We start from the raw sequence: 12,791 nt of genomic DNA, 5'->3' as shown, positions 1-12,791 counted from the left end.
ACGAATTACACTATACGATCATGGCATTGTACCTGAAGGTTTCAAACTCCCTGGAAAAACTGGCAGACAGCTTGTCTGAAGATCTGCGAGCAGCAGGCGACGGTGTTTTTGATCCTTATTATATCGTTACGCAGACGGATGGTATGAACAACTGGCTGAAGCTGCAACTGGCCGATCACCTCGGTATTGCGGCCAACTGCCGTTTTCAGAAACCTAATGAACTGATCCACCTGCTTTATTATCTGCTTGGAGGTTCTTATACTGCCATGTTGAGCGCCACCAACCTAAGCTGGCTGCTGTTTAAGCTACTGGGTGAAAAGGAGTTCATCAGCAAGTTTCCTTATATCGCTGATTATTTCCGGAACGCCGGCCCGGAAGCAGATACGCGCCGCATGGCGCTGGCCGAAAGGGTTGCTGATTTATTTGACCAATACCAGGTTTACCGGCCAGAGTTGATCAGGCAATGGAATGAAGGCATTACTTCCGGAGATCCTGACCACTCGTGGCAACAGTATTTGTGGACAAAGGCTAAAAAAGAGGCGCGTGATTCTTTGCCTGATAAGACATTGATTGGCTCCCTCATCCTTGACAAGCTGAAGCAACCGGCCAGTAAGGCGAGCTTGAAAACCCGGCTACCGCGTGTTCAGTTATTTGGCTTGTCTATCATCACGGCCTATCACGTTCAGATATTGTATGAGCTATCTTCCGTTATCGATGTTCATTTTTATTTTATCAATCCGGCGCCACTGGTTTATTGGTTCGACGACCGTAATGAAAAGCAACTGGCCACGTGGCGGCAAAAGGGCTATAAACTGGCGGAAGGAAATATTACCGGCAATACATTGCTGACCAGTTGGGGGCGTGTTATCCAGGATTCTTTTGGGTTGTTCTTCCGGCACGATGAGTTTTTAAATGCGCATGAAGTGATCGACACTGTGCCTCCGGAGCCCAACAGCCTGCTGCAGAAGATACAGGATGATATTTTTAATGCTGCTACAGCTGATCGTAACGAGCTTTCGCGTGCTGACATCAGTGATGGATCGATCGTGATCAATGCCTGCTATACGGTGGCGCGTGAAGTAGAGGTTTTGTACAACTATCTTGTTCACCTCATCGATCAGCGAAAAGAATTGTTGTCACCCCGCGACATCGTGGTGATGGTGAGTAATATCGATACTTACGCCCCTTATATCAAGGCGATCTTCGGCAATGCGCCTCATCAGTTCCGGTATATCATTGCCGATGAGAGTTATAATGAGAGTGATAATATTTTTACGGCCTTGCATGCCATTCTATCGCTACATGAGGAAAACTTTAAGGCCGAGGCCGTGCTTCAATTGCTCGACTCTTCACTCATACGCCGGCGCTTTGGCCTTTCGGATGTAACCTGCATCCGTGGGGTGGTAGACGCTGCCAATATCCGGTTTGGGCTGGAAGGACGGCAGGATGATGAAACGCATTTGGTGAGCTGGGTGTATGGTATTAAGCGCATTTTGTTTGGCGTTTGCATGAGTGGCGAGATGGTGTATGATGATGGTGCAGACCGCTTTTATCCACTCGACCTGGTGGAAGGTAGTGATGCGCTGGAGGTCATCCGGTTTTGTCACTTTGCCGAAGTGCTGATGGACAGTATCCGGGAGCGATCTGCTTCCCGCGATATTGCCGGCTGGGTGAAATATGTAGAGGATGTGTTGCACAATTTGATCCTTGAACCGGAAGAGGACACTGATGATGACTATCATGCGCTCATGAAGCACCTGGCTGAATACAACCTGCTGCATGAATACATGACCGAGTCTGTATCATTCGATGTGTTTACGCACAACTTCCTGCAATTGCTTGCCGGCACCACGCGAACAGGACTATTTGCGAATGGAGGCATTACTTTTTGTTCGCTGATCCCCATGCGCAGTATTCCTTTTAAAGTAGTGGCGCTGATGGGTCTTGATTATGATAAGTTTCCTCGCAAGGAGCAGCCTGCCAGCTTCAACCTGATGACCAGGCAGCGGCAAAAGGGTGATAGGAATGTGAAGGAAAATGACAAGCACCTGTTCCTGGAAACGATCCTTTCGGCCAGGCAATACCTGTACATCAGTTACCTCGGTCAACATGCGAAGGATAACAGCGTGTTGCCTCCTTCGGCCCTGATCGATGAGTTACTCGATTATATCGAAGCTGGTGCGGAAGCTCCTGACGAGGTACGTGATCAATTGATCACGCTTCAACCGTTGCAAGGCTTCAGTCATCAATATGCTACCGGGAATAAACGGTTATATAGTTATCTGAATACGGCAACACCAGAGAAGCCAGTGTTGCTTCCGGAGAAGCCTGCCGACAAGCTGGACTTCAGTGAAGTGGCATTGGATGATCTTGTTCGCTTCTTTAAGAATCCTTTCAAGGTTTATTATAATAAGGTGTTGGATGTTTATTATGATGATAAACAGGTATTGCTGAGTGATACGGAGTTATTTGGCCTGGATCATTTACAGCAGTGGGCACTCAAGAACCAACTGCTTACAGAAGCGGAGCCGGAAGTTTTGCAGCAGAAGCTGGTGATGATGGGTGAGCTGCCTTTGAAGAATATGGCAACAGTAGCCATAAAACACGTAGAAGAAGTAGTTACTCCGGTTCGTACGTTGTATGATGCTACTACCGGCCAGACAGCAGCTACTACTGTACAGGTTTCTATTCCTATCGACAACAGTGTGTTGAAGGGTGCTATCCAGGGAGTCTTCAATAAAAAGCTGGTGCTGGTATCGTGGTCGAAAAACGAAACGAAGTATTTGATAGAAGCTTATATCCGCTACCTGGCGGGCGTGGCTGTGGGCGAGGTTACCAACGCCTCTTTCATATCAGGTGCCAGGCAGCAAGCAGTTTTCAATGCTGCTCCCATCAAAAAGGGAGATGCCATTGAAAGGCTTACCAAACTCGTGATTATTTATAAAGCTGGTCTTGAAAAGCTGGCTCCTTTCTACCCTGATTTCGATATCAAGCCCAGCCAAGTGGCTGATATGGATCTTGAGAAGTTCAGCAAGGTTGTGGAGAGGCGGCTGGACACGTCGGAAGACCCTTATATTTTACCAGAGTATCATAAAGGTTTTTATGACCGAGAGGAGGTGCTGGAGCAGTATAAGGCTATTGCGATGCATATTCTGGCACCGCTGGATGATGCATTTCCCGGTTATTATGATTAATTGAATACAAGCATGAGTGCACCTAAACAATATATCGATTTCAATGCTTCTACGGCGCCGCTGCGGGATAGCAACCTGATAGAAGCAAGTGCCGGTACCGGTAAAACCTATTCTATTGCCATTCTTGTTTTAAGGCTGGTATTGGAGGAGGTAGTGCCGGTGAAGGAAATTCTCATGGTTACTTTTACCAAGGCTGCCGTGGCAGAACTGGAGGAAAGAGTACGGTTGTTTATACGCAGTGCGCATAAGTATGCCAGCGGCCATGTTATCGACGATAAGAATATCAGCGCTCTCGTACAGCGGGCTATCGATACGCGCGGAAAGGAGGCCATCCAACAGCAGCTTAAAGACTCCGTATTGTTTCTCGATGAAACGTCGGTGCTTACTATTCATAGTTTTTGTCAGCAGACGCTTAATGAATTTGCTTTTGAAACTTTCCAGTTGTTTGGCGCTGAGATGCAACCTGATCTTACGCCTGTGATTGAAGAGGAATTGAATAAGTTCTGGCGCAAGCATGTTACTACTTTGTTGCCACGTTTATTGCAGCAGGTGTGGCATGAAGAACTACGAAGCAATATCCTCGAAGTGTTGAAGAATCAGTTGAGTGGTAAGAAGTATCCCGGATTTCAGGCGCATACGCCCTACTCCATTACACGGGCTCAACAGGATGCGTGGGACCAGCAGCTTGCCGCGCTGCAGGAGAAAAAGGGGGCATTGGAGCAGGAGCTTCTTGCTTATGTGAAGGCCAACACAGCCAAATTGCAAGCGATCTGCGAGGATGACCGCAACGCTAAAAAAACGTTCCTGCCTTGTGTTGCTTCGCCGAAAGATTTTATTAGCCTTGTTCGGGAGAAACGGAATAAAGCGGCCTATGTAACCAAGCTGTTCCCAGAGATCATTCAGCGTATCGATGCTATCGATGCTGTTGAGGCAAATGTTGCTCCTATTGTCCAGGCTGTTTATCAGCAACTTTGCTATGTGGCTATCCAGGAGGCAGGTGAGGGCATTGCTTTATTTAAAGAGCGTAATAATGTTTTGGGTTATGATGATCTGATCAGTAACCTGCATCAGGCGCTTACCGGCAGGAATAGTGCTCAGCTCGTGAAGCTGTTGCGCAAGAAGTACCGGGCTGTTTTCATCGACGAGTTCCAGGATACTGACCGGCAACAGTTTGAGATATTTAATACGGCCTTTGGCGAGGATACTACCCTCTTTTATATTGGCGATCCCAAGCAGAGTATTTATGCCTGGCGAAAAGCGGACATTTTCACCTATTTCAAGGCAAAGGATGCGGTAAAGCACCTGTATAGTATGAATCATAATTACCGCTCTTCCGAGCGGATGATCCATGCCATGAATACATTCTTCCTGCCTGAACCAGGGTTTGATACTTTCTATTTTAAAGAGGCGGACAATGCTATTCTTTATATGCCGGTGGAAAGCCCGGCGCCTAATGCCAAGGGTGAACTGTTGCAAGGGAATTCGGCTGTACCTGCTTTCACTATATACTCTGTTCCCAATAGTAAAACGTTGTTGGAGGGTGTGGCAGCGCAGGTAGCTAATTTGCTGCAGGATGAATCTTATCTTATTCATAAGAAGGATCAGCAACGTCGTATTCTTCCTTCAGACATTGGCATCCTCGTGCGCACCGGTAAGCAAGGAAAGGACGTAAAGGCTCAATTGGCCCGGCTGGGCATCCCTTCGGTAACGATCGATGATGCCAGGGTTTTACAATCTGAAGAAGCTCGTTATTTGTTGTACCTGCTGGATGCCATTGCCCGGCCCGACCGCGCGTCCATTAACCGCGCGCTGCTTTCTCCTTTTACCGGCTTCGATTCTGATCATATCCCTTCGCTCAATGACGCTGCCGTACTGGAATTATTCACCAGTTATAAGAAACGCTGGCAGGATGATGGTGTGTATACAGCGCTGATGGACTTTGTGGCTGATTTCAACGTGAAGCAGGTATTGCTTTCTCCGCAATCTGTAAACGGGGAGCGTATTATCACCAACTTGTTTCAGTTGGTGGAGCTGGTGCACCAGGCCGAAAACAGGAAGGGCCTTTCCATGCAGGAATTATTATCATGGTTGCAACGGGGCATCGATGGCATGTCGGCGGAAGGGGATGAATACACGCAACGGATGGAAAGTGATGATGATGCCGTAAAGATCGTAACCATTCACAAGAGCAAAGGACTTGAGTACAATATCGTGTTGGCTCCTTTCCTTGATTTTGTAGATAATAAGGACAGGAACTTTGTGAGTTTTCGTGATCCTGTTTCCGGTGATTATGTGGGTGCTGAAAGCAGCCAGCTGTCTCCTGAACAGCTTGGCTGGTATGCCGAACAGGCCGAGCAGGAAAACCGCCGCTTGTTGTACGTGGCCATCACCCGGGCGGTGTACGCTTGTTATGTTTATAGGAATACTTACTCTTATTATAAGGCATCTACGCTTGCCATGTTTGTCAATGCATTGAAGGATACGGATGACTCGCTGATCACGCTACAATCTGAAGTTCCCACAGCTCCGGTCACATGCTATAAACAGGTAAGTCATTTGCAAACGCTTGCTCCCGCTGCTTCCATCCACTTTACACTAAAGGAGGAGAACTGGCGTAAGATGAGTTATAGTATGCTGGCGGCCAAGCCCGATCAACAGGTTCCGCCCCGCTCCTTCCCGTTGTCGCAAGAATATGACAATTTTATATTCCACCTTTTGCGGCGCGGCGCCAAGACAGGTAATTTCCTGCACTTCATTTTTGAGAACATCCATTTTTCGGATAACAGCCGATGGGATAAATGGCTGGGTGAAGCGATACGCCGGTTTGTGCCCGGTCAGGAAGAATTATACCTTCCTTTATTGCGTGAGATGCTGAACCAGGTATTGTTTACGAATATAGGTGGCGAGGATGAACCGTTTACACTTTCCGATGTGAATTGGAACAAACGAATGACGGAACTGGAGTTCGATTTCCCTGTTCCTACTTTTCCACTCAATGACCTGCATCGGCTTTCCGATGACCAGGTGAGCATTTTGATCCGGAACTTCCAGGGACTGCCTGAGAATAAACTGGAAGGTATTATGAATGGTAAGATCGATTTGTTCTTTGAGCATGCCGGACGGTATTATGTGCTCGACTGGAAGTCGAATTACCTGGGCAACGACTTACAGGATTATGCACCGGTTGCACTGGCCAGGGCCATGAATGAGAACAACTATCATTTGCAGTACCTCATTTATACAGTGGCTGTCAAAAAATACCTGGAGAGCCGTCTTCCACGATTCGATTATGCTACGCAGTTTGGCGGGGTAATCTATGTTTTTGTGCGGGGCGTGCGGGCTGGAAAAGATTCGGGCATTTTTACGCATAAACCCTCTTTGGAGAAGATACAGGCGCTGGAAGAGATCATTACACGGTTTTAAAGGCAGCAAGGCATAGAGGCAATAAGGCAACGAGCAGCGTAAGATTTTACTGTATTTTCGTAGGGTTAACTAAAACTCCCACCTAAACCTTGACGGCAAAGCCTTTTTTCCTGTGGTTATTGTTGTTAACTGGTCCTGCGCTATATGCACAGCCGGACATATCTTCTTCGCTTTCGCAGGACGAGCAGGTTGAACGCCTGTACAAGTGGTATAAGCTTACGGTTCTTGCACTGCAGGATTCTACCAAAGGTCTCAACGCGCTAAAGGCTGCAGAAGCCAAGTACCAGGATAACGCATTCCTGGCACAACAAAGCTGGTTGTTACATCGCGTCTACGTGGCAACCGTTCTCCGGGCCGGGCAAAGGAGTATAGATGAAATGTTGCAAACAGAAAAGGAAGCAAAAGACCGGGGATGGCCCATCATACAAGCCGAATGCTGGTTTCACATAGGTAATTTTTATTTTTTGCTGAATAAGTTTGGGCCTGCCTTTGAATACATGCAAAGGGGAAGGTACTTTTTAGAGAAAAAGGGCGTCGGGAATTACCCCTACCTTAAACGCTATGCCGGAGGGTTGGCTGAATGTTACTTCCGGTTTGGGGAATATGATCAGGCCATCAAGTATTATAAAGAAACCAGGGACCTCCCGGACTATTGGAATGGGGTTATCTATTTTGCCAGCCTGGAGAACAGTATAGCCTTGTGCTACCAGCAAACCAAACAATACGACTCGGCTATCTATTTCTTCAGGCAGTCTCACACTTCTGCAGCAGCAGCGAATGACTCCTTTTATATGACGCTTGCTTATGGCAACATGGGGTATACTTATCACCTGATGGGCCAGGACTCGCTGGCTTTGCCATTGCTTCATCAGGATTATGCCGGTAGCCTCAAAGCACGTGAATGGGGCAGCGCTGCCAACGCCGCCATGATCCTTATATCCATTTATATCAGCCAACGGAATACTACCATGGCCGAGCAATATTTAGCGCTTGCACGCTCTCACGTATATTCTTTAAATGGTGTGGGCCTGTACAGAAGCTGGTACGACAACCTGTACAAGTATTATTTATTGAAAGGCAATCATACGCTGGCTTTACAATATGCCGACTCCCTGTTGTTTTATAAAGACAGTCTGGCTGCTATACGCAGTACCCGCACGTTGAACCAGGCCAAGCTAAAGGTGGAAACAGAAAGGTATATGAATACTGTTCATGAGCTGGAAGCCCAGCGCCGGCAGCAGGTATTCATCCGCAATGGTATTTTGGTAGCCGTGTTGTTGGCCGGTATTATTGGTTTGTTGTGGGTGAACCGTCAGCGCCTGAAAAGAAACAAGGAGTTGCAGCTGGCAGCCCTGGCCCGCGAGAAGGCACAACAGGAACTGTTGTTTGCCCGGCAGGAACTGATTGGCTATACCGACAAACTAAAAGAGAAGAATGATCTCATCGAACAATTCCGGCAGGAGCTGGAGCAACTGCAACAGAACGATGTGCAGGAAAATAAGGAACGAACTGACAATATTAACCGCCTCCTCAATGCTACTATCCTTACCGAGGACGACTGGCGTACTTTCCGTGATCTGTTTGAAAAAGTGTACCCGGGGTTCTTTGTACGTCTCCGGGACAAGATGCCCGATCTCAGTGCGGCCGACACGCGCCTTATAGCACTTACCAAATTGCAATTGCCGCCAAAGGATATGGCCGCCATGCTGGGCGTGAGTTATGATGCCATCAAGAAGGCAAGGCAGCGGCTGCGCAAAAAAATCAACTTGCCAGAGGAGGGTTCGCTGGATGAACTCGCTGAAATGATCTGATGTCCCCCAAATGTCCCCCTGCATGTCCCTTTGTTTTACCCGCTTGTTATTGTATTAATAGCAGACGTCTTTCGATATTGCATTAAAAGGCGGATGTCAACCCCCAAACCCTGGCTACCCCGCAATTACCTGTTGGTGATCCTGATCTGTCTGCTATTGGCAGCTTTGATCTGGTGGATCTTTCACCAGCGTATCCGGCGTATTGAAAACGAGTTGCAGAAAAACCAACAACAAACAACCTTATTATATATGCCAGAAAAAACAATTCCCGGCAGGATGATCCTGTTGCCGGACAATGCCGGAATAGCTGTTGTAGATACTGCTTCTATCATTCGCATTCAGGCTATCAGCAATTACAGCAAACTGTTTTTTGCTAATGGAAAAAAGCTGGTGGTAGCCAAAGTGCTCAAACGTTTTGAGCAGGAACTGTCGTCTAATGGTTTTATACGTCCACACCGTACCCACCTGGTAAATAAAAAGTTCATTGTACGCTATATCGATGGTGAAGCCGGAAAGATCGAGTTAAGTACCGGTGAGCTCATCGATGTGTCGAAACGCAGAAAACCGGGCTTTCTGAATGTTTGGCGTATGTATGCAGGTTCGCTTTCCCCGCTTTAAATATATCCCTTGCACAAAACTGATGCGGCATTTAACTATGATTAACCCATTACATGCAGCCACCTCAACGTTTAGTGAGGTGGTTTTTCTTTTGCCCTCAAAGTGAACGGCATAAAAAAAGCTGGTCCTTTTCGGGACCAGCCTATTACTTAGTTGATAACATGCTCTTAATCTCCCCAGATCTCATCTTCGCCATTCAGCCATTTCTTTACGAGGGCTGTGGTTACTGATTTGGGCCTTTCGATGGGGAATGCCAGGGCGCGAGACCATATCAGGCTGGCCAGTACGCCCAATGCACGGCTTACACCAAAGAGTACTGTATAAAACTCATACTCCTTCATGCCATAATGTACCAGCAGGGCGCCGCTATGAGCATCTACGTTGGGCCATGGGTTTTTGATCTTGCCTAATGACTGGAGGATGGGTGGCACTTCTTCATAGATGTTCCATACGGTTTGCACCAAGGGATCATCGGCCATGTGCTTTTTGCCAAACTCCATCTGCGCGGTGAAGCGGGGATCGGTCTTACGCAATACAGCGTGTCCGTATCCTGGTACCACTTTTCCTTCGCCGAGGGTCTTTTTTACATACTCTCCTATCTGTTCGCGGGAAGGTGTTTCTGTTTTCAGTTGCTCCCGCATTTCGAATATCCATTTAACCACTTCCTGGTTGGCCAATCCGTGCAGGGGACCTGCAAGACCGTTCATACCAGCCGCGAGGCTGAGGTAAGGATCGCTGAGGGCTGATCCTACGAGGTGGGTTGTGTGGGCCGATACGTTGCCGCCTTCATGGTCGGCATGGATGGTCATGTACAAACGCATCAGTTCCTTGAAGCTCTCGTCTTCAAATCCCAGCATATGGGCCAGGTTACCTGCCCAGTCGAGCAATCCGTTGGGATGGATGTGCTGGTTGTTCTTGTATTTGCGACGATAGATATAGGCTGCTACACGGGGCAGGCGGGCGATGAGGTCCATAGCGTCATCGAACACTGGTTCCCAGTAATCTTTTTTATTGATGCCTTCAGCATAGCGCTTGGCAAAATTGCTTTCTGTCTGGAGGGCCATGATACCTGTTACAAACATCGTCATGGGATGCGCTGTTACGGGCAGGGCATCGATGGCATCGAACACATGGTTGGGTACATGGGAGCGGCGTTGCCAGATAGAAGAGATATGAGCCACATCTTCTTCGGTTGGCAATTCACCAATGAGCATCAGGTAGAAAAGGCCTTCAGGCAAAGGCTCGCTGCCACCTTTGGCTTTCGGAAGTTTTTGCTGCAGTTCGGGGATAGAATAGCCACGGAAACGGATGCCTTCCTGTGAATCCAGTAAAGATGTTTCGCTTACCAGGCCAGTGATCCCACGCATTCCCTGGTATACCTGCGACAATTGCACTTCACCGATCTTTTTGGTGCCATGTTCTTTCAGCAGGTCCTTGATTTCCACTGCTGCGCTTTCTGCTTTTGCTTTAAACCTTTCTTTGAGAATGCCCATATGCAAGATTATATATAAAAAAACGAAGTATTTACAGGGGTTGATTCCTTGGCCGCTAAAGTTAAATCAAACTCGTTCAATAGAACAAAATTTATTCACTGCAGTTGACAGGAAACTTGTTAATATAGGTAAATTAATAGGCTTTTAATAGACCCGCGCAATAACTTATTTTGTTCTAATCTGAGTCTAATAACTTGCTAATTCAGCCTTGTTGACAGTATGGGGTTTATTTGGGTGCTTTGCGATAAAGCCAGATGGCAACGATGCCAAAGATGATGTTGGGCATCCAGGCAGCCAGCAAGGGAGGGAAGTTGCCTTTGGTGGAGAAAGTGAGGGAGAACTTATCCATGACCACAAACAGGGCGGCGGTCACAATTCCGATAGCCAGGTTGAGCCCGCTACCTCCGCGTGTTTTACGGGATGCCACGCTGACTCCTATCAGGGTAAGTATCACTACGGACAACGGGGTGGCATCACGGCGGTAGCGCGATACTTTAAAATCGTTCAACCCTTCGGTACCTCTCGCCTCTTCTGCTTTTATAAAGTGGTTGAGCTGAGGGGTAGTCATTTTATCTTTCAGGTATTTATCGGGCTTGATCTCATTGGGGTTCACGTTCAGCTTGATGTTCATAGACGGGATCTGGGTCACCGTTTCTTTCAACCCGTCAATTTTTCGCTCTACAGCATTTTCCAGTTTCCAGGTCTTTTTGGCTGTATCCCAACGAACGGTCTCTGCACGGAGGTTGTATACTACCAGTGTTCCTTTCATGCGTTCCATGAAGAAGCCGTTGGTAGCTGTTTTGGAGGTTGTATCATAATTGCGCAGGCCGGCAAAGGTGTTGGTATCGATACGGATATAATAGTTCCTCGTGCGCTTGCTGTACTCGCCTTGTTCGTAAGAGCTTTTGCTATCGATGTAGGTAGCCTGAAAGTTACCATAGATCACGTTGGCCTTCGGGATGAGGTAATGGGAAGCATACCAGAAAAAGCCACCCAGCAGCAAAGCGCCTATCATATAGGGACGCAGCATCCGGTTGAAACGAACGCCACCGGCCAGGATCGCCACGATCTCGGCACGACTCGCCATTTTGGAGGTGAAGAAGATGACCCCGATGAATACCATGAGGGGGAAGATCATGGAGAGGATGAAGGGAACGAACCCTATGTAATACTGCATGATGATCTGGTACGTGGAAAGTCCCGTCTTTACGAAATCATCCGCTTTTTCACTGGTATCGATCACTACCGAAATAAGGGTAAAGATCAATGCAATGAATATTGTAGTGCTAAGGAATTTCTTTAATATGTACCAGTCGAGTATTTTCATAAATCCTTGGGACGCCGGCAAATGTAGCTCAAAAATTTGCAGCTCTCCTGCCCTACCGCCTAAAAAGCAGAATCTTATAACTTAATTAAGATTATTCCGGCCAGGGGTGAAAGTTGTACCTTAGTTGCATGCTAAAATCAGCCTTAACCTTGCTTTTGCTGTATGTTTCCGTGCTTTCTTTTGCCCAGAACAACAGCCTGTATGAAAAAAAGGAATTTATCCGGGGTAATGATACTTTACGCTACCGGATCCTTTATCCCCAAGATTACAATCCTGCTAAAAAATACCCGCTTATCCTGGTCCTGCACGGGGCTGGTGAAAGGGGCAATGATAATGAAGCGCAATTGGTACATGGCTCTTCTTTATTTACCGATCCGGCCAACCGGCAACAGTATCCTGCCATTGTAATTTTCCCGCAATGCCCGAGAAATGATTTTTGGGCAAGGATCGATCGCGACCCCAATCGCAAGGATTCGCTGAATGGTCTGTATTTCCCCTCTGAGCGGCCCATTGGTACTGCCCTTGGGCTGGTGAGCCAATTAATGGACTCGATGGCAGCAACTAAACAGGTAAATACCAAAAAGATCTATGTAGGCGGCCTTTCGATGGGCGGCATGGGCACTTTTGAATTGCTGTGGCGCAAGGCTGGCTTCTTTGCTGCCGCCTTCCCTATTTGTGGTGGTGGCGACCCTGCCAAAGTGAAAGAGTATGCCCGGAAGTTCCCCATCTGGGTATTTCATGGCGACAAGGACAATACCGTGCTGCCTTCTCACTCCCGTTTGATGGTCAACGCGCTTAAAGCTGCGCGCGCCAAAGTAAAGTATTCTGAATATCCCGGTGTAGGTCACAACAGTTGGGACAATGCTTTTAAGGAGCCTGATCTGTTAGGATGGCTGTTGAAGCAGAAGAGGTGAGTGGTCAGTGG

At 47.6% G+C, this 12,791-nt stretch carries 7 protein-coding genes; 5 read left to right on the top strand and 2 right to left on the bottom strand.

The features are described 5' to 3' along the window. The first annotated feature begins 20 nt into the window (after positions 1-20). The 4 genes from recC to AC5JBY_RS09390 all read left to right on the top strand — a co-directional run bounded on the left by recC (position 21) and on the right by AC5JBY_RS09390 (position 9,046). Positions 21-3,194 carry an exodeoxyribonuclease V subunit gamma gene (gene recC, locus AC5JBY_RS09405; protein ID WP_495904321.1) on the top strand — a complete coding sequence of 1,058 codons (3,174 nt, stop codon included), beginning with the start codon at positions 21-23 and terminating at the stop codon, positions 3,192-3,194. A gap of 12 nt (positions 3,195-3,206) precedes the next feature. Continuing rightward, complete coding sequence (gene recB / locus AC5JBY_RS09400; RefSeq protein WP_495904320.1) at positions 3,207-6,617, top strand: exodeoxyribonuclease V subunit beta; 3,411 nt, start codon at positions 3,207-3,209, stop codon at positions 6,615-6,617. A gap of 89 nt (positions 6,618-6,706) precedes the next feature. Beyond that, positions 6,707-8,428, top strand: coding sequence for a tetratricopeptide repeat protein (locus tag AC5JBY_RS09395; RefSeq protein WP_495904319.1), 1,722 nt, complete (start codon positions 6,707-6,709; stop codon positions 8,426-8,428). Positions 8,429-8,521: 93 nt separating this feature from the next. Continuing rightward, positions 8,522-9,046 (top strand): LytR/AlgR family response regulator transcription factor, encoded by a 525-nt coding sequence (locus AC5JBY_RS09390; RefSeq protein WP_495904318.1) that lies wholly within the window; start codon positions 8,522-8,524, stop codon positions 9,044-9,046. 167 nt (positions 9,047-9,213) lie between these two features. Here the strand turns inward: AC5JBY_RS09390 and AC5JBY_RS09385 are convergent, their stop codons facing one another. Both AC5JBY_RS09385 and AC5JBY_RS09380 read right to left on the bottom strand, forming a co-directional pair. Further along, positions 9,214-10,539, bottom strand: coding sequence for a citrate (Si)-synthase, eukaryotic (locus AC5JBY_RS09385; RefSeq protein ID WP_495904317.1), 1,326 nt, complete (start codon positions 10,537-10,539; stop codon positions 9,214-9,216). A 226-nt stretch (positions 10,540-10,765) separates the two neighbouring features. Further along, positions 10,766-11,866, bottom strand: a complete 1,101-nt coding sequence (locus tag AC5JBY_RS09380; RefSeq protein WP_495904316.1) for an LptF/LptG family permease — start codon at positions 11,864-11,866, stop codon at positions 10,766-10,768. Between the two features lie 155 nt (positions 11,867-12,021). Here AC5JBY_RS09380 and AC5JBY_RS09375 point away from each other — a divergent pair, with 155 nt between their 5' ends. After that, positions 12,022-12,780 (top strand): carboxylesterase family protein, encoded by a 759-nt coding sequence (locus AC5JBY_RS09375; RefSeq protein ID WP_495904315.1) that lies wholly within the window; start codon positions 12,022-12,024, stop codon positions 12,778-12,780. The last annotated feature ends 11 nt before the right edge of the window (positions 12,781-12,791 follow it).

Source organism: Paraflavitalea sp. (assembly GCF_059502485.1).
Note: the sequence above shows the minus strand (reverse complement) of the source record. Positions and strands in the feature narration are given on the sequence as shown.

Coding starts and splice junctions, on each gene's coding strand:
- AC5JBY_RS09390 (WP_495904318.1), top strand. CDS start 8,522: ATGTCAACCCCCAAACCCTGGCTACCCCGCAATTACCTGTTGGTGATC.
- recC (WP_495904321.1), top strand. CDS start 21: ATGGCATTGTACCTGAAGGTTTCAAACTCCCTGGAAAAACTGGCAGAC.
- recB (WP_495904320.1), top strand. CDS start 3,207: ATGAGTGCACCTAAACAATATATCGATTTCAATGCTTCTACGGCGCCG.
- AC5JBY_RS09385 (WP_495904317.1), bottom strand. CDS start 10,539: ATGGGCATTCTCAAAGAAAGGTTTAAAGCAAAAGCAGAAAGCGCAGCA.
- AC5JBY_RS09380 (WP_495904316.1), bottom strand. CDS start 11,866: ATGAAAATACTCGACTGGTACATATTAAAGAAATTCCTTAGCACTACA.